The organism is Staphylococcus sp. EG-SA-17 (genome assembly GCF_017151845.1).
GTDB classification, from domain to species: Bacteria; Bacillota; Bacilli; order Staphylococcales; family Staphylococcaceae; genus Staphylococcus; species Staphylococcus aureus.
In genome coordinates, this window is sequence record NZ_JACVZO010000012.1 from 1 (window position 1) to 19030 (window position 19030).

The 19030-nt window shown below is 33.3% G+C and carries 17 protein-coding genes and 1 pseudogene; 15 read left to right on the forward strand and 3 right to left on the reverse strand.

Features of this window, described 5'->3' with window-relative positions; translation table 11 throughout:
* From IDG65_RS07305 to IDG65_RS07315, 3 genes and pseudogenes are all read left to right on the forward strand, one after another.
* Positions 1-170: pseudogene (locus IDG65_RS07305) on the forward strand (deoxyribose-phosphate aldolase); the annotation flags it as partial.
* Positions 171-449: 279 nt separating this feature from the next.
* The gene (locus tag IDG65_RS07310; RefSeq protein WP_001242303.1) at positions 450-1751 is read left to right on the forward strand and encodes a pyrimidine-nucleoside phosphorylase; all 1302 of its coding nucleotides are present in this window, start codon (positions 450-452) and stop codon (positions 1749-1751) included.
* 13 nt (positions 1752-1764) lie between these two features.
* Positions 1765-2115, forward strand: coding sequence for a DoxX family protein (locus tag IDG65_RS07315; protein ID WP_001024035.1), 351 nt, complete (start codon positions 1765-1767; stop codon positions 2113-2115).
* A 151-nt stretch (positions 2116-2266) separates the two neighbouring features.
* Here IDG65_RS07315 and IDG65_RS07320 read toward each other — a convergent pair whose 3' ends face one another.
* Entirely contained in the window at positions 2267-2737 is a 471-nt protein-coding gene (locus IDG65_RS07320) for an S-ribosylhomocysteine lyase (RefSeq protein WP_000164420.1), read from the reverse strand.
* Between the two features lie 310 nt (positions 2738-3047).
* Here IDG65_RS07320 and IDG65_RS07325 point away from each other — a divergent pair, with 310 nt between their 5' ends.
* From IDG65_RS07325 to IDG65_RS07335, 3 genes are all read left to right on the forward strand, one after another.
* Positions 3048-4232 carry a M20 family metallopeptidase gene (locus tag IDG65_RS07325; RefSeq protein WP_001291497.1) on the forward strand — a complete coding sequence of 395 codons (1185 nt, stop codon included), beginning with the start codon at positions 3048-3050 and terminating at the stop codon, positions 4230-4232.
* Entirely contained in the window at positions 4232-5425 is a 1194-nt protein-coding gene (gene ldmS / locus IDG65_RS07330) for an L-aspartate--L-methionine ligase LdmS (protein WP_000183712.1), read from the forward strand. The genes IDG65_RS07325 and ldmS overlap by 1 nt, the downstream gene beginning before the upstream one ends.
* A 398-nt stretch (positions 5426-5823) precedes the next feature.
* Positions 5824-6495 (forward strand): DUF2750 domain-containing protein, encoded by a 672-nt coding sequence (locus tag IDG65_RS07335; RefSeq protein WP_000120549.1) that lies wholly within the window; start codon positions 5824-5826, stop codon positions 6493-6495.
* Between the two features lie 129 nt (positions 6496-6624).
* Here the strand turns inward: IDG65_RS07335 and coaW are convergent, their stop codons facing one another.
* Positions 6625-7428: a type II pantothenate kinase gene (coaW, locus tag IDG65_RS07340; RefSeq protein WP_000862728.1), complete on the reverse strand. Its 804-nt coding sequence runs from the start codon at positions 7426-7428 to the stop codon at positions 6625-6627.
* A gap of 423 nt (positions 7429-7851) precedes the next feature.
* Here coaW and IDG65_RS07345 point away from each other — a divergent pair, with 423 nt between their 5' ends.
* The 3 genes from IDG65_RS07345 (at position 7852) to IDG65_RS07355 (ending at position 11300) form a co-directional block, all read left to right on the forward strand.
* Positions 7852-8712: a GNAT family N-acetyltransferase gene (locus IDG65_RS07345; RefSeq protein WP_001040736.1), complete on the forward strand. Its 861-nt coding sequence runs from the start codon at positions 7852-7854 to the stop codon at positions 8710-8712.
* 111 nt (positions 8713-8823) lie between these two features.
* Positions 8824-9354: a DNA-directed RNA polymerase subunit delta gene (gene rpoE / locus IDG65_RS07350; protein WP_000701486.1), complete on the forward strand. Its 531-nt coding sequence runs from the start codon at positions 8824-8826 to the stop codon at positions 9352-9354.
* Between the two features lie 335 nt (positions 9355-9689).
* Positions 9690-11300 carry a CTP synthase gene (locus IDG65_RS07355; RefSeq protein WP_000159960.1) on the forward strand — a complete coding sequence of 537 codons (1611 nt, stop codon included), beginning with the start codon at positions 9690-9692 and terminating at the stop codon, positions 11298-11300.
* Positions 11301-11408: 108 nt separating this feature from the next.
* Here the strand turns inward: IDG65_RS07355 and IDG65_RS07360 are convergent, their stop codons facing one another.
* Positions 11409-11930, reverse strand: a complete 522-nt coding sequence (locus tag IDG65_RS07360; RefSeq protein ID WP_000034998.1) for a DUF2529 domain-containing protein — start codon at positions 11928-11930, stop codon at positions 11409-11411.
* A gap of 217 nt (positions 11931-12147) precedes the next feature.
* Between IDG65_RS07360 and fdaB the strand changes: the two genes are divergently transcribed.
* The 6 genes from fdaB to IDG65_RS07390 all read left to right on the forward strand — a co-directional run bounded on the left by fdaB (position 12148) and on the right by IDG65_RS07390 (position 18757).
* A complete protein-coding gene (gene fdaB, locus IDG65_RS07365; protein WP_001131841.1) occupies positions 12148-13008 on the forward strand; it encodes a class IIb fructose-bisphosphate aldolase FdaB in 861 nt (286 codons plus the stop codon).
* A 465-nt stretch (positions 13009-13473) separates the two neighbouring features.
* The gene (locus IDG65_RS07370) at positions 13474-14733 is read left to right on the forward strand and encodes a UDP-N-acetylglucosamine 1-carboxyvinyltransferase (RefSeq protein WP_000046602.1); all 1260 of its coding nucleotides are present in this window, start codon (positions 13474-13476) and stop codon (positions 14731-14733) included.
* Positions 14734-14821: 88 nt separating this feature from the next.
* A complete protein-coding gene (locus tag IDG65_RS07375) occupies positions 14822-15157 on the forward strand; it encodes a winged helix-turn-helix transcriptional regulator (RefSeq protein WP_052997664.1) in 336 nt (111 codons plus the stop codon).
* Between the two features lie 237 nt (positions 15158-15394).
* Positions 15395-16822: an aldehyde dehydrogenase family protein gene (locus IDG65_RS07380; RefSeq protein ID WP_001206099.1), complete on the forward strand. Its 1428-nt coding sequence runs from the start codon at positions 15395-15397 to the stop codon at positions 16820-16822.
* Between the two features lie 246 nt (positions 16823-17068).
* Positions 17069-18385 (forward strand): transcription termination factor Rho, encoded by a 1317-nt coding sequence (gene rho / locus IDG65_RS07385; RefSeq protein ID WP_001115101.1) that lies wholly within the window; start codon positions 17069-17071, stop codon positions 18383-18385.
* A 117-nt stretch (positions 18386-18502) separates the two neighbouring features.
* A complete protein-coding gene (locus IDG65_RS07390; protein ID WP_000808968.1) occupies positions 18503-18757 on the forward strand; it encodes a type B 50S ribosomal protein L31 in 255 nt (84 codons plus the stop codon).
* Positions 18758-19030 lie beyond the last annotated feature (273 nt).

Consider the following 19030-nt stretch of genomic DNA (forward strand, 5'->3'; position numbering starts at 1 on the left):
ACGTTAAATTAATGAAAGATACAGTAGGTGCTGATGTAGAAGTAAAAGCATCAGGTGGCGTACGTAATTTAGAAGATTTCAATAAAATGGTTGAAGCAGGTGCGACACGTATTGGTGCGAGCGCAGGCGTTCAAATTATGCAAGGTTTAGAAGCAGATTCAGATTACTAATTTTATAAAAAACATGTAAGCATGGGACATCGTAACCATATATAAGTATGTCGATATCAGCTTTAAGACATCATAAATGCCATGATGATTCTAAGATAATTTAATAGGGACTTTGACGTTATAACCAATCTATTTAAGAATAATAACATCGCATTTAAATTGTGATATTAAAAATGAAATCGATAGCTTGCTATAATAATTTTCGCTTGTGCTTTTAAAAATGGACTAGAGAAAGCGCAGATGCTTTGTCCTAAGCTTTTTAAGAAAAGGATGATAAAAATGAGAATGATAGACATTATTGAGAAAAAGCGTGACGGTCATACGCTAACAACGGAAGAAATTAATTTCTTTATTGACGGCTATGTTAAAGGGGATATTCCTGATTACCAAGCATCAAGTTTAGCAATGGCGATTTATTTCCAAGATATGAATGATGATGAGCGTGCAGCATTAACGATGGCTATGGTTAATTCTGGTGATATGATAGATTTGAGTGATATCAAAGGTGTCAAAGTAGATAAGCACTCAACAGGTGGTGTAGGAGATACAACTACGTTGGTTTTAGCACCATTAGTAGCAGCTGTAGATGTTCCTGTTGCAAAAATGAGTGGGCGTGGATTAGGTCATACAGGTGGTACGATTGATAAATTAGAAGCAATTGATGGTTTTCATGTTGAAATAGATGAAGCAACATTTGTGAAATTGGTTAATGAAAATAAAGTGGCAGTTGTAGGACAATCAGGAAATTTAACTCCTGCAGACAAAAAATTATATGCCTTAAGGGATGTTACTGGTACTGTCAATTCAATACCATTAATTGCCTCTTCAATTATGAGTAAAAAGATTGCTGCTGGTGCAGATGCAATTGTATTAGATGTAAAAACTGGTAGCGGTGCATTTATGAAAACATTAGAAGATGCTGAAGCATTAGCGCACGCAATGGTACGTATTGGTAATAATGTGGGACGTAATACGATGGCGATTATTTCTGATATGAATCAGCCACTTGGACGTGCGATTGGCAATGCGCTTGAGTTACAAGAAGCAATTGATACGTTGAAAGGACATGGTCCGAAAGATTTAACAGAACTTGTACTAACATTAGGTTCTCAAATGGTTGTACTTGCAAACAAAGCTGAAACGCTTGAAGAAGCGAGAGCATTGCTAATTGAGGCAATTGATTCAGGTGCAGCATTAGAAAAATTCAAAACATTTATTAAAAACCAAGGTGGCGACGAAACAGTTATTGACCATCCAGAGCGTTTGCCACAAGCTCAATATCAAATCGAATATAAAGCTAAAAAATCAGGTTATGTGACTGAGTTAGTCTCTAACGATATAGGTGTCGCTTCGATGATGTTAGGAGCGGGACGTTTAACAAAAGAGGATGATATTGATTTAGCGGTTGGTATTGTTTTAAATAAAAAAATTGGTGATAAAGTAGAAGAAGGAGAATCATTATTAACGATTCACAGTAATCGCCAAGATGTAGACGATGTTGTTAAAAAATTAGATTCAAGCATAACAATTGCTGATCATGTTGTATCGCCTACATTAATTCATAAAATCATTACAGAGTAGGAGTTGAAGCTGATTGAACATACTAAGATATTTATTAGGAATAGGTTTTAGTGTAATAGGTGTATTGCATTTTACACGAGAACGACAATTTAGAAATATCATACCGAAATGTTTGCCACTTCGAAAAACAGCGGTTCTTGTTACAGGAATCTTTGAGATATTATTTGGACTTGCACTTTTAATTAAAAGACCATCTCAATGCTTGAAAAATACAATCAATCTATTCTTGCTAGCTGTATTCCCAGCTAATATCTATATGGCAGTTAAAAAGTTACCTTTAGGAGATAAACAATTGCCAACATGGCAACTATATTTAAGGTTACCTATGCAGTTCGTGTTAATGGGACTAATTAAGAAATTATAGTGGTTCTTAAATAAATCGGACAAATGTTAAAGATTTTACTTTTTCATTTGTTCGATTTTTTGACTTTGAAGCATAATAAAAAGCAGTTGGACAATGGCGATTGTAACATCATTGTTCGACTGCTTTTCTGATTAACTTGATCGACTAAGATTTATTTTCCTGTACCGAAAACATCATGCCATTCGTTTCGTTTGTCTAGAAATGCTTGAGCGATAGTTTTAGCACCTTCTAATGAATGACTTGCTGCCCAGCCACATTGTACTTCATTACAAGCAGGCACTTCAGTAGCTTTTAGCACATCATTTAAAGTTGCTTCAACAATATTTAATACATCATCATAATTATCATGATTAATAAATGATACATAGAAACCAGTTTGGCAACCCATAGGACTTAAATCAACAACTTTGTCACTATGATTTCTAATATTTTCAGCCATTAAATGTTCTAATGAATGTAGTCCGGGCATATCCATATGTTCTTTGTTTGGTTGTTTGAAACGAATGTCGTATTTGTGAATGACATCTCCGTTTAATCCTTCCATCGTTCCCGCTAATCTAATAAATGGGGCAACCACTTTAGTATGATCTAAATTGAAACTTTCAACATTCATTTTTGTCATTTTGAATTTCCTCCTATTAACTACTCAAAACTATAAAACGCTTATGATTTGTTGCATTATAAAACTTAAGTTTGTTGTAAGTTGTGTTTCTAACAATACTTAAATTGTAACAATAGGGCTTATGTTTTACAATTTGAAACTGTTTTATAAATTTATGAAAGGCTTTTAGTTATTAGAAAATTTTGTAAATAAAGAAAAACTAGATGACATCATGAGATAAAACCGATAGAATAAGTAATAATTCATTTTGAAAGAACAAAATATTGTGGATGATTAAAATGAGTGTAGGGTAAAAGGGAGATAGTAAAAAATGAGTGAAAAACAACAAATTCTCGATTATATAGAAACAAATAAATATAGTTATATCGAAATCAGTCATAGAATTCATGAACGTCCTGAACTTGGTAATGAAGAAATATTTGCGTCTCGAACTTTAATAGATCGTTTGAAAGAGCATGATTTTGAAATTGAAACCGAGATTGCTGGGCATGCAACTGGGTTTATAGCGACATATGATTCAGGTCTTGACGGGCCAGCTATAGGTTTTTTAGCAGAATACGATGCTTTGCCAGGATTGGGTCATGCTTGTGGTCATAATATCATTGGAACTGCAAGTGTGCTTGGTGCAATTGGTTTGAAGCAAGTGATTGACCAAATTGGTGGTAAAGTAGTCGTTCTTGGATGTCCAGCTGAAGAAGGTGGGGAAAATGGTAGCGCTAAAGCTTCTTATGTCAAGGCTGGTGTGATTGATCAAATAGACATTGCCTTAATGATTCATCCGGGAAATGAAACTTATAAAACGATTGATACTTTGGCAGTGGATGTTTTAGATGTTAAATTTTACGGAAAAAGTGCTCATGCCTCTGAAAATGCAGATGAAGCGTTAAATGCATTAGACGCTATGATTAGTTATTTTAATGGTGTAGCACAACTACGACAACATATTAAAAAAGATCAACGTGTGCATGGTGTGATTCTAGATGGCGGGAAAGCAGCTAATATTATTCCAGACTATACACATGCTCGTTTTTATACTAGAGCAATGACGCGTAAAGAATTGGATATATTAACAGAAAAAGTAAATCAAATCGCACGTGGAGCTGCGATACAGACTGGTTGTGATTATGAATTTGGTCCAATTCAAAACGGTGTGAATGAATTCATTAAAACGCCGAAATTAGATGATTTATTTGCTAAATATGCTGAAGAAGTTGGTGAAGCAGTTATTGATGATGATTTTGGTTATGGCTCTACGGATACAGGGAACGTAAGTCATGTTGTGCCAACAATACATCCTCATATTAAAATAGGATCACGTAATTTAGTAGGACATACGCATAGATTTAGAGAAGCAGCTGCGAGTGTACATGGTGATGAAGCATTAATTAAAGGTGCTAAAATAATGGCGTTGATGGGGTTAGAGTTAATTACAAATCAAGACGTTTATCAAGACATTATTGAAGAGCATGCGCATTTGAAAGGGAATGGGAAGTAATGACAAATAATGGTAATGAGCCGAACTTAACGTTAAGTGATTTATATGACAAAGATGTTGTCTATACGTCAAGACCTTCGTATATATCGAATCCATGGTTGAAACCGGACGAACATCAATCTAATTTTTTAACTGGTAGGGAGTTATTAATAGCAAATCAATTACCTGTTATTGTTCACGAAGCTAGTGCGACAGATAAATTGCATCAGCTATTTCAAGTTATTGGTAAGGATGTACCGAACTCAATTTATACATTTAACAATCAGCAATCTTACGAAAACTTGATTAAACAATTGGCACATAAGGAAAATAAAAAGATTTATTTTCAATATATTCATGATGAAACAATCTTGAATCAGCAATATTATGCATTAGATAAAACGTTATTTGTTGCTTTAAATAATAAAGCAAGAATACCTGAATGGACAAATGGGAAGTTTTTACCAAAAAGAAAAGTTGTAAAAATTGAGCAATTCGAAAACGAGATTAAGAATTGGGAATTCCCGTTTGTAATTAAGCCGGGAGATGATCTTCCGACAGCAGGTGGCTATGGCGTTATGATTTGTTATCATGATGCAGATTTACAAAAAGCGATAACGCGTATTAAAGAGGCAACTGCTGAAACGAATTCGCTTATTATCGAACAGAAGATTGAAGAAAAAGCGAATTATTGCGTTCAGTTTGCATACTCGGAATCGCTAGGCATTCAATATCTTGGTGCGGCAACGCAATTAACGGATAAGTACGGATTTTATAACGGAAATGAAAATACTACTAATGTACCAGAGCACGTTATAGAAGCAGGTAGACAAATTATGGAAAACGGTGTGAATCAAGGATTCTTTGGTGTAGCTGGTTTTGACCTACTCGTCGATGAGGATGATAACGTTTATGCGATTGATTTAAACTTTAGACAAAATGGTTCAACGAGCATGTTATTACTTGCTAATGAGTTGAATTCAGGATATCAAAAGTTTTATAGTTATCATTCAAAAGGTGATAACACACATTTCTTCAATACGATTTTGAAATATGTCAAAGAAGGTAGTTTATACCCGTTATCTTATTATGATGGTGATTGGTACGGTGAAGATAAAGTTAAATCAAGGTTTGGCTGTATTTGGCATGGAGATTCAAAAGAAACAGTACTGGAGAATGAACGCGCATTTTTAGCTGAACTTGAACACTATTAGAGTTCGGAACATAAGGCGCTACAATGTTATGTTGCCAGTAGTTGACTGAATATGCGCTTGTAACAAGCTTTTTTCGATTCTAGTCAACAATAATTAAATTTATGATATGGCAATACTTTGTAATACTAATATTAAATGGCGACTTTTATTTCACTATGTTATAAGAGTTGCCATTTTGTTGATAAAGGTATACTAAAGGTTATCGTTTTGAAATTTTTAGTAACTAGATATGTTTCGTGTTATAGACCGAATTTGTGTATACGTAAAATTTAATGCTATTGAATTTTTAAAATGAAAAACATGACATTAAATTGAATTCATAATATGTCTAATTGACTAACTTGTTGGAGTCATTTACTATTTTATGTATGACATATTTTAAAAAGTGAGGGTCAAGCATGTCTTATAAAGCATATCCATTCTTTAGAGATATATTAATAAATGAATGTATTTATTTCGCCTCTAAAAATAAAAAACTAGTACGCCTAAATTATAAAAGTGAAGCGTATGTAGGCGTTTGGACAGAAGAAAGTGTGGCCGTATCATTTTTAACAAGTCGTGATATTCCATTTGATAAAGTTGTAAAAATGGACGTTGATCGTTTTGCTACTTATGAATTAGATGAATTGTTTGATGAACAAGACCATATTATTATGAATCAAACAATGGAAGAAGAAGGGCATCTACTAAACGTTGTAGCTGTTACACAAGAAGTGATGACGGAATTAGATAAAATTAGAATCAAAGAATTTGTCCAAGATGTAGCGAAATATGATGAAGTATACGGCTTAACTAAAAAAGGTAGTAAGCAGTTTATTCTCATTAGTGAAAATGATAGCGACGAAAAAAAGCCGCATATTATGCCTGTATGGAGTATTAAAAACAGAGCGTTAAAAGTTCGAGATGAAGATTTTGAAGAGTGTGATTTAATTACGATTGAAGGTTCTGTTTTCGGAGAATGGCTAGATGAACTTAGAGATGATCATAAAGCCGTTGCGATAGATTTAAAAACTGGCGTGGTTGGTACAATTGTTTCAGCGCAAAAATTGTCTAATGAACTTACATTTTAATTGAATTGAGTTGTAAGTAATTAAGTGATAATAAATGGAACAATACGTATTCAAAACACGTAGACCATAAAATAAAAGGCCATTTATATAGCGTTTATTTAAAACAACGCTCATATAAATGGTCTTTTTCTATTTTCCTAAATATAATGCACCAATAGCACCTGAAAATGCGCCGTTTTCAACATAGTACGGTTTGCAACCGCGTAACACAGTATAATCTTCCACAACTTTGCGTAATAAAGCGTTATTATGAAATGAAGAACCGATATAAACGATATTTTCAGTTTTAAATTCACGTGCAACAGTAATGGCCATTGTCGTAACAACTTCGCCAACGACACCAATAACGGCTGCTAATTTATTGCTAGGTGTAAAATCAGCATCTAAATGATGTAGTACATGACCAAAATTAGCTGCTGTTAAATCACCGGGAATGGGTGGTTCGGTATCTTTATAAATATGTCTAACCTTTAAATCGATAGTGTTACGATCACCGTGTTGTGCCATGTCAGTTAACTGTTTATAATCAGTGATTTGACTTAGTAAATAACCGAGTCCTTGAATCATGCCACCACCTGTACCGATACCGCCTACACGACGTTGTGATTGGCCATCGAAATAATGTAGTGACGTACCGGTACCAACATTTGCAAAAATATAATCTGCTAAGTCATGGCCTTGCTCTTTTAACAAAATACCTAGTCCTTGAGATGCAGCATCAAACTCTACAAAAATTTGTGCAGGAATGTTGATGTTTTCAGCAATGACACCTGCATTACCTCCAGTTAAGCATAATTTTTCAATTTGCTGTTGGTTTAACCATTCCACAACTTGATCAATATTTTTAGTTAATTCAGTTTTAAAAGTACGTTGGTTATCTTGCTCTTGAACGATTTTAATTAGTGTACCGCCAGCGTCAATGCCAACTTTCATAAGATTCCCACCTCATTATTAATGTCTATCCTTAAATAATAGTATAGTAAAATGACTAAAAAACAAGTAATAATAGTAATTATTAACAAATTTGATGCCATTGTATTTCAACATTGTAAGCGTATCGCAATTAATGTATTACAAACGTAGACGTTAAGTTATATATATTATTTTCTAGGAATTTTGAAGTTGTATAGGATTGTTAGTTAGTGACGCAATATTAAAAGTAGTTCGTACGCAGTGTATTTGTAAGTCTCTGATTAAAATGATAAGTAATGAGGAATAGCACATTAATTTTAAAAATTAAAAAATATAAATAAGTAATTTATTTAACTTAGAGTAAATAATGGTATCGTAGTGAAATAATAGGTAAAATAATATGGGGATTCATGCTTCATATATAAAAAGATAGGGGTTAAATATATGGCTAAAGAACTTTGTTTTGAAGGTATCACTTTAAAAGCATTTGATGAACAATATCGTTCAGCAATTAATGATTTTGACTTGAATGAAAGACAACAAATATATTCATCTTTACCTAAAGAAGTTATTGATGATGCAATTAATGATGCTGATAGGATTGCTAACGTAGCAATAAACGATAAAAATGAAGTGGTGGGCTTTTTTGTATTACATCGTTACTATCAGCATGAAGGTTATGATACACCTGAAAATGTCGTTTATATTCGTTCATTATCGATTAATGAAAAATATCAAGGTTTTGGATATGGCACGAAAATAATGATGTCATTGCCGCAATATGTTCAAGGTGTATTTCCTGATTTTAATCATCTATATCTAGTAGTAGATGCGGAAAATGACAATGCTTGGAACCTATACGAACGTGCTGGATTCATGCATACAGCGACTAAAGAAGAAGGACCAATCGGCAAAGAACGACTATATTACTTGGACTTAGATTCAAAACATGTTTCGTCATTAAAGCTTGAAGAAGAAAGTCGTTCAGAAGTGACCAATGTACATATCATTAATTTAATGATTGATGGTCAAAAGGTTGGCTTTATCGCATTGGAGCAGATTGGTGAACGCATGAACATTGCTGCTATTGAAGTGGATAAATCATATCGCTTTAATGGTATTGGTTCAAGTGCGCTGCGACAATTGCCAACTTACTTAAGAAAAAACTATGACAACCTTAATGTGATTACGATGATTCTGTTTGGAGAGAATAATGATTTTAAACCATTATGTCTAAATAGTAATTTCGTTGAAATCGAACAAACTGATGATTATGTCGTTTTCGAAAAATATTTAAATTACTAACAGTGATTGCGAAATATGATATTGTCATTTATAATTTAGTTTTGTTACTATATATAAATGAATTCAGACGTATAAATTTAGATTATATCCTTCGAAAGGAAGTATTGGGCAATGAAAATTCAAGATTATACAAAACAAATGGTTGATGAAAAATCATTTATTGATATGGCTTATACATTATTGAATGATAAAGGTGAAACAATGAACTTATATGATATCATCGATGAATTTAGAGCATTAGGTGATTATGAGTATGAGGAAATTGAAACTCGTGTTGTACAATTTTACACAGATTTAAATACAGATGGACGTTTTTTAAATGTTGGTGAAAACTTATGGGGATTACGTGACTGGTACTCAGTAGATGATATCGAAGAGAAAATTGCACCAACAATTCAAAAATTTGATATTTTAGACGCCGATGATGAAGAAGATCAAAACTTAAAATTATTGGGTGAAGATGAATTGGATGATGATGACGATATTCCAGCTCAAACTGATGATCAAGAAGAATTAAATGATCCTGAAGATGAGCAAGTTGAAGAAGAAATCAATCATTCGGATATAGTCATTGAAGAAGATGAAGATGAACTAGATGAAGACGAAGAAGATTTTGAAGACGAAGAAGACTTCAAAGCATAATTTTTTGTTTGACTTTTAGTTGAAAGATGATAAAATTTTATTCGGGCTCCTTTAAATAGGACACGTGTATAAAATTTATACGCTCCCCTTACAAAATTTGTGAGAGGGAGCGTTTTTTTATTTAATTGAGTAAATCAAGAAATGATAACGCAATAATCAAAGTTGTAAATGATATACATAGTGACATAGCAGTATGGAAACGGTAAGTAAACAGAATTTAATTTTGTCGAATTCGACAAACAAACAACTTGAATGAGCTTACTCAAATGTTATGTTTTACGTAATTTTTACAATTGATGAGGAAGCATTCCCTTTAATAATTAGGAGGTCAAGACATGACAAAATTTATTTTTGTAACAGGTGGCGTAGTTTCATCATTAGGGAAGGGTATTACAGCATCTTCTCTAGGTAGATTATTAAAAGATAGAGGTCTTAATGTAACAATTCAAAAATTCGATCCATACTTAAATGTTGACCCAGGTACAATGAGTCCTTATCAACATGGTGAAGTATTCGTAACGGATGATGGTGCAGAAACTGACCTAGACTTAGGACATTACGAAAGATTTATTGATATTAATTTAAACAAGTTTTCAAATGTAACAGCCGGTAAAGTGTATTCACACGTACTGAAAAAAGAACGTCGTGGTGATTACTTAGGCGGAACAGTTCAAGTTATTCCGCATATTACAAATGAAATTAAAGAACGTTTATTACTTGCAGGGGAAAGTACGAATGCAGACGTTGTTATCACTGAAATTGGCGGTACAACAGGTGATATTGAGTCATTACCGTTTATTGAAGCGATTCGTCAAATTCGTAGTGATTTAGGTAGAGAAAATGTTATGTATGTTCACTGTACATTACTGCCTTATATTAAAGCTGCTGGAGAAATGAAAACGAAGCCAACACAACATAGTGTTAAAGAATTACGAGGTTTAGGTATTCAACCAGACTTAATCGTTGTAAGAACTGAATATGAAATGACACAAGATTTAAAAGATAAAATTGCATTATTCTGTGACATTAATAAAGAAAGTGTTATTGAATGTCGTGATGCAGACTCTTTATACGAAATTCCATTACAATTAAGCCAACAAAATATGGATGATATCGTTATTAAACGTTTACAATTAAACGCGAAATATGAAACACAGCTTGATGAATGGAAACAGTTGTTAGATATCGTTAATAATTTAGATGGTAAAATTACAATTGGTTTAGTAGGTAAATATGTTAGCTTACAAGATGCATATTTATCAGTTGTTGAATCATTGAAACATGCTGGATATCCTTTTGCCAAAGATATTGACATTAGATGGATTGATTCAAGTGAAGTAACAGATGAAAATGCAGCCGAATACCTTGCAGATGTCGACGGTATTTTAGTACCAGGTGGATTTGGTTTCCGTGCAAGTGAAGGTAAAATTAGTGCAATTAAGTATGCTAGAGAAAACAATGTACCATTCTTTGGTATTTGTTTAGGAATGCAACTTGCAACAGTTGAATTTTCAAGAAACGTATTAGGCCTTGAAGGCGCACATTCAGCTGAACTAGACCCAGCAACACCATACCCAATTATAGATTTATTACCAGAACAAAAAGATATCGAAGATTTAGGTGGTACATTACGCTTAGGCTTATATCCATGTTCAATTAAAGAAGGTACATTGGCACAAGATGTTTATGGTAAAGCGGAAATTGAAGAAAGACATCGTCATCGTTATGAATTTAATAATGACTATAGAGAACAATTAGAAGCAAATGGTATGGTAATTTCTGGTACAAGTCCAGATGGACGTTTAGTAGAAATGGTAGAGATTCCGACAAATGATTTCTTTATTGCTTGTCAATTCCACCCAGAATTCTTATCTAGACCAAATCGTCCGCACCCGATTTTTAAATCATTTATTGAAGCTTCATTAAAATATCAACAAAATAAATAAATTTGCTAATAAAACCGGTACTTTCATTGTTAAACATTGAAAGTACCGGTTTTTCGTATAATTTTAATATTATGTTAGTGACAAGGTATGAAATAACAATAGTGACTTTTATAATTCTAAGTCTCTTGTCATTTCAATCATTTGTGTATAAATGTCATAGTATACATAATTCAATGCCATCGCATGTGGTTGGACAATCTTATCGTAATCTTCAGTGTAGACTATAGGTCTTGGTGTAGATAAATCGATAAAATGTACGAGATGATCAGGGAAATCATCTGTTTTAGGTTTGTTGCTTATTAAGACCACATCGATATCTAAGTCGATAAGTTTTTGAATATCTAATGCAACTTGATCATTATAAAATGGTGCGAATAATAATACACGATCAGTTGAGTCAATTTCTTTAAAGTCTTTAATAGCGTCAAGTTTTCGGCTAGATTTTAAACGCTCATCACCATGTAGAATGAAACTTTCGAAAAACTGTAAATCATCATAACCTTTTACATAAACATAACCTTCGCCACCAATTGCTTGAATTAAACATTGGGCAGCCATTTGAATTTCCAAAGATTGTTTTTCTAGCCTATTAAAGATACCTATTAGTTGTGTGTTTAAGATTTTTGACATCTTTATCCTCCAATCTACTTATAAAATATTGTAATTAATGACTACATATTATGCAACGGCTTAAATTGTATAAAAATGTATACGTTTGCATTTATTATAACTATCGCATTTTTCAAAAAATACACATTTAATCTGCAGTATTTCAATGCATTGACGCTATTTTTTTGATATAATTACTTTGAAAAATACGTGCGTAAGCACTCAAGGAGGAACTTTCATGCCTTTAGTTTCAATGAAAGAAATGTTAATTGATGCAAAAGAAAATGGTTATGCGGTAGGTCAATACAATATTAATAACCTAGAATTCACTCAAGCAATTTTAGAAGCGTCACAAGAAGAAAATGCACCTGTAATTTTAGGTGTTTCTGAAGGTGCTGCTCGTTACATGAGCGGTTTCTACACAATTGTTAAAATGGTTGAAGGGTTAATGCATGACTTAAACATCACTATTCCTGTAGCAATCCATTTAGACCATGGTTCAAGCTTCGAAAAATGTAAAGAAGCTATCGATGCTGGTTTCACATCAGTAATGATCGATGCTTCACACAGCCCATTCGAAGAAAACGTAGCAACAACTAAAAAAGTTGTTGAATACGCTCATGAAAAAGGTGTTTCTGTAGAAGCTGAATTAGGTACTGTTGGTGGACAAGAAGATGATGTTGTAGCAGACGGTATCATTTATGCTGATCCTAAAGAATGTCAAGAACTAGTTGAAAAAACTGGTATCGATGCATTAGCGCCAGCATTAGGTTCAGTTCATGGTCCATACAAAGGTGAACCAAAATTAGGATTTAAAGAAATGGAAGAAATCGGTTTATCTACAGGTTTACCATTAGTATTACACGGTGGTACTGGTATCCCGACTAAAGATATCCAAAAAGCAATTCCATTTGGTACAGCTAAAATTAACGTAAACACTGAAAACCAAATCGCTTCAGCAAAAGCAGTTCGTGACGTTTTAAATAACGACAAAGAAGTTTACGATCCTCGTAAATACTTAGGACCTGCACGTGAAGCTATCAAAGAAACAGTTAAAGGTAAAATTAAAGAGTTCGGTACTTCAAACCGTGCTAAATAATTAATATTTAGTTTTTAAGTTATTAATAACGTAGGGATATTAATTTCAAAAAGGAGCAGACAGAATGGTGTTTGCTTCTTTTTTATGTTGTTAAGGCACGAATTGATACAGCACATTTTAAAAGTTGAAGCTAAAAATGATGAAATATACAAAAAATGATTGTGCTATAATTATATAGAAAATGCTGTAGTTGATGAATAAAAACATACAAAAGCAATCCCACTAAAGCTGAATTGGCTGTCAAAATAATGTCAATATTTGAGCGAACAATCAGACTTTAGACCATGGTCAAGCGGGTAATAACATCATATATTAATTAAGGTGAATGATGCGTTATTAATCAATCGTAATAGAAAGACAAGATTTTAACGATTAAAATAAACTATTTTACAAATAAAGTAAAATTAATTTATAATGCTAATAATGCAAAAAATTAAAAAGTAATGGACAAAGGAGATAAATGATATGGCTCAAGAGGTAATAAAAATAAGAGGTGGACGCACACTAAATGGGGAAGTTAATATCAGTGGCGCGAAAAACAGTGCTGTAGCTATCATTCCTGCAACATTATTAGCTCAAGGACATGTGAAATTAGAAGGGTTACCGCAAATCTCTGATGTTAAAACTTTAGTGAGTTTATTAGAAGATTTAAATATTAAGGCATCACTAAATGGTACGGAATTAGAAGTTGATACAACTGAAATACAAAATGCTGCATTACCAAATAATAAAGTTGAATCATTACGTGCTTCATACTATATGATGGGTGCCATGTTAGGTAGATTTAAAAAATGTGTGATTGGTTTACCGGGAGGATGTCCACTTGGGCCACGTCCAATTGATCAACATATTAAAGGATTTAAAGCTTTAGGTGCTGAAATTGATGAATCAAGTACGACATCAATGAAAATTGAAGCTAAAGAGTTAAAAGGTGCACATATTTTTCTAGATATGGTTAGCGTAGGTGCAACAATTAACATTATGCTAGCTGCAGTTTATGCAACAGGACAAACTGTAATTGAAAATGCTGCTAAAGAACCGGAAGTAGTTGATGTTGCTAACTTCTTAACAAGTATGGGAGCTAATATTAAGGGAGCGGGTACATCAACGATTAAAATCAATGGTGTCAAAGAATTACATGGTTCTGAGTATCAAGTTATACCTGATAGAATTGAAGCAGGCACATATATGTGTATCGCTGCAGCATGTGGAGAAAATGTTATATTAAATAATATTGTTCCGAAACATGTAGAAACATTAACTGCTAAATTTAGTGAATTAGGTGTGAATGTTGATGTAAGAGACGAAAGAATTCGTATCAATAATAATGCACCATATCAATTTGTTGATATTAAAACACTAGTATATCCAGGTTTTGCTACTGATTTACAACAGCCTATTACACCATTATTATTTATGGCAAATGGTCCTTCATTTGTAACTGATACGATTTATCCGGAGCGTTTTAAACATGTTGAAGAATTAAAGCGCATGGGTGCAAATATTGAAGTTGACGAAGGCACAGCAACGATAAAACCATCAACATTACATGGTGCTGAAGTTTATGCTAGCGATTTAAGAGCAGGAGCTTGTTTAATTATTGCTGGTTTAATTGCTGAGGGTGTAACTACAATTTACAATGTAAAACATATTTATAGAGGTTATACAGATATTGTAGAACACTTAAAAGCTTTAGGTGCAGATATTTGGACGGAAACTGTATAGATTTATCTTGTTTTGTGGTATAATAATTATACTGATTAAAAAAGGGTGTTCGTTTACATTCTAAATTTATTGATGAGAGGTGAAGATGATGGAAGTATGTCCGTATCTCGAAGAAACTTTTAAAATACTTGGTAGAAGTTGGAATGGATTAATCATTAATTATCTCTCAAGATGTAATGACTGTTCAGCACACTTTTCCAATATGAAAAGAGATTTGAAAACAATAACGCCACGTGCTTTAAGTCTTAAGTTGTCAGAGCTTGCACAATGGGAGTTAGTTGAGAAGCAAATCATTTCTACGAGTCCAGTACAAATTATTTATGTACTAACTGAAAAAGGTAAAGCGTTAGCAGAGGCTTTACATCCAATTGAAGCATGGGCGCAATCATATGTCGATTTAACAGATCAACGTACTGCTAAATAATTACATGACGTTTAAACATAGCATTGATTATAACTATTTCTAAGTCTTCGCATTATTTGCGATGATGAAGGAATAGTTATTTTTATTTAAAAATATAAAAAATTAGATGCAGCAAAATTTTAAAGCATTTTATTTTGAACATATTAAAAGGGAGCGTATCATAATGGAATGTAATGTTTATATCGTATGCATTACGGATAAATAATATATAAATCATTCTTGAGGAGTGAAAGAATAATGAGAGACTACACAAAGCAATACATTAATGGCGAATGGGTAGAAAGTAATAGTAATGAAACGATAGAAGTTATAAATCCAGCAACCGAAGAAGTAATCGGGAAAGTTGCTAAAGGTAATAAAGCTGATGTTGATAAAGCCGTCGAGGCGGCAGACGATGTTTATTTAGAGTTCCGTCATACATCTGTGAAAGAAAGACAAGCGTTATTAGATAAAATTGTAAAAGAATATGAAAACAGAAAAGACGATATTGTACAAGCTATTACGGATGAATTAGGTGCTCCTTTATCATTATCTGAGCGTGTCCATTATCAAATGGGACTAAACCATTTTGTTGCAGCGAGAGACGCATTAGATAACTACGAATTTGAAGAACGCCGCGGAGATGATTTAGTTGTTAAAGAAGCAATCGGTGTATCTGGCTTAATTACACCGTGGAACTTCCCTACAAACCAAACATCATTAAAATTAGCAGCAGCATTTGCGGCTGGTAGTCCAGTTGTACTTAAACCATCTGAAGAAACACCATTTGCAGCTGTTATTTTAGCTGAGATTTTTGATAAAGTCGGTGTTCCTAAAGGTGTATTTAACCTTGTTAATGGTGATGGTGCTGGCGTTGGGAATCCTTTATCTGAGCATCCTAAAGTACGCATGATGTCATTTACAGGATCAGGCCCTACTGGTTCTAAAATTATGGAAAAAGCTGCTAAATATTTTAAAAAGGTATCATTAGAGCTTGGTGGCAAATCACCATACATCGTCCTAGATGACGTAGATATTAAAGAAGCGGCTAAAGCAACAACAGGCAAAGTTGTTAATAATACTGGTCAAGTATGTACAGCTGGTACACGTGTTTTAGTGCCTAACAAAATTAAAGATGCATTCTTAGCTGAATTAAAAGAACAATTTAGCCAAGTGCGTGTCGGTAATCCAAGAGAAGATGGTACACAAGTAGGCCCTATCATTAGTAAAAAACAATTTGATCAAGTACAAAATTATATTAATAAAGGTATTGAAGAAGGTGCTGAATTATTTTATGGTGGTCCTGGTAAACCAGAAGGACTTGAAAAAGGATACTTTGCACGTCCGACAATTTTTATTAATGTAGATAATCAAATGACGATAGCACAAGAAGAAATTTTTGGGCCAGTAATGTCAGTTATCACTTATAACGATTTAGATGAAGCGATTCAAATTGCAAATGATACAAAATATGGTTTGGCAGGATATGTTATTGGTAAGAACAAAGAAACATTGCATAAAGTAGCTCGTTCTATTGAAGCAGGTACAGTAGAAATAAATGAAGCAGGCAGAAAGCCAGACTTACCATTTGGTGGCTATAAACAATCTGGTTTAGGTCGTGAATGGGGCGATTATGGTATTGAAGAGTTCTTAGAAGTGAAATCTATAGCTGGCTATTTTAAATAAATTTGATTTTTGAATTAAAAATCGCAATAAAACAGTGCACATGACTAATTAAGTTTTGTGTACTGTTTTAATTTTGCAATTTTTATAAATAGATTTTGTAATTAAAATAAAAATTTGCTATAGTTATTCATGTATTTAAAAGGTTGGGGATTAGCATAATGGGATTGTGCTAGCACAGTTATTTATGCATTGTCATGCCTATCTATTACTTACTAACTAAAAAATAATGAAATGGGTGTAAACTATATGCCTGAAAGAGAACGTACATCTCCTCAGTATGAATCATTCCACGAATTGTACAAGAACTATACTACCAAGGAACTCACTCAAAAAGCTAAAACTCTTAAGTTGACGAACTATAGTAAATTAAATAAAAAAGAACTTGTTCTAGCTATTATGGAAGCACAAATGGAAAAAGATGGTAACTATTATATGGAAGGTATCTTAGATGATATACAACCAGATGGTTATGGTTTTTTAAGAACAGTGAACTATTCTAAAGGGGAAAAAGATATTTATATATCTGCTAGCCAAATTCGTCGTTTTGAAATTAAACGTGGGGATAAAGTAACTGGGAAAGTTAGAAAACCTAAAGATAACGAAAAATATTATGGCTTATTACAAGTTGACTTTGTTAATGACCATAACGCAGAAGAAGTGAAGAAACGTCCGCATTTCCAAGCTTTGACACCACTTTATCCAGATGAGCGTATTAAATTAGAGACAGAAACACAAAATTATTCAACGCGCATCATGGATTTAGTAACACCGATTGGTTTAGGTCAACGTGGTTTAATAGTGGCGCCACCTAAAGCAGGTAAAACATCGTTATTAAAAGAGATAGCGAATGCAATCAGTACGAACAAACCAGATGCAAAGCTATTTATTTTGTTAGTTGGCGAGCGTCCTGAAGAGGTAACAGATTTAGAACGCTCAGTAGAAGCTGCTGAAGTCGTTCATTCAACGTTTGACGAACCACCAGAACACCATGTTAAAGTAGCTGAATTATTACTTGAACGTGCAAAGCGTTTAGTAGAAATTGGGGAAGATGTCATTATTTTAATGGATTCTATAACGAGATTAGCACGCGCTTATAACTTAGTTATTCCACCAAGTGGTCGTACATTATCAGGTGGTTTAGATCCTGCATCTTTACACAAACCAAAAGCATTCTTCGGTGCAGCGAGAAATATTGAAGCGGGTGGAAGTTTAACAATACTTGCAACTGCATTAGTTGATACGGGTTCACGTATGGACGATATGATTTACGAAGAGTTTAAAGGAACAGGTAACATGGAGTTACATTTAGATCGTAAATTGTCTGAACGTCGTATTTTCCCTGCAATTGATATTGGCAGAAGTTCAACGCGTAAAGAAGAATTGTTGATAAGTAAATCTGAATTAGACACATTATGGCAATTAAGAAATCTATTCACTGACTCAACAGACTTTACTGAAAGATTTATTCGCAAACTTAAAAGGTCTAAGAATAATGAAGATTTCTTCAAGCAGCTACAAAAGTCTGCAGAAGAAAGTACTAAAACGGGTCGACCTATAATTTAATAAACATTATATAGGGGCTTGCGTTTTGAATTAATTACCTTTATAATTACACAGTATTGGGTAAAAACTCACAAATAACTCTGTTCCAGATGGTTCAGGGCAAAGGAGCTGAAAATAATGAAACAAGGAATTCATCCTGAGTATCACCAAGTAATCTTTTTAGATACTACTACAAACTTCAAATTCTTAAGCGGTTCTACAAAAACATCTTCAGAAATGATGGAGTGGGAAGATGGAAAAGAATACCCAGTTATTCGTTTAGATATTTCATCTGATTCACATCCATTCTACACTGGACGTCAAAAATTCGCTGCTGCGGATGGACGTGTGGAACGTTTCAACAAAAAGTTTGGTCTTAAATCAAACAACTAATATAGTAATCGTTAAGCTGTCTGCATCCTATAATGGAATTGTAGACAGCTTTTTTATTTATAAGCGTAGTAAGGGTATATACTTACGACTGTGTTCAAAGAAGTGACTCAATACCATGTTGTTAATACATAATGATAAATTTCCCCTTTATTAAAGTTTGTATTGAGTAGAAACAACGCACGAATAAGAAGCAACAAATTAGAATAGCTGTATATAAATATGCAAGACAAATTTATAAAATAATTGTTCATGTACAATATCGATATAATTATG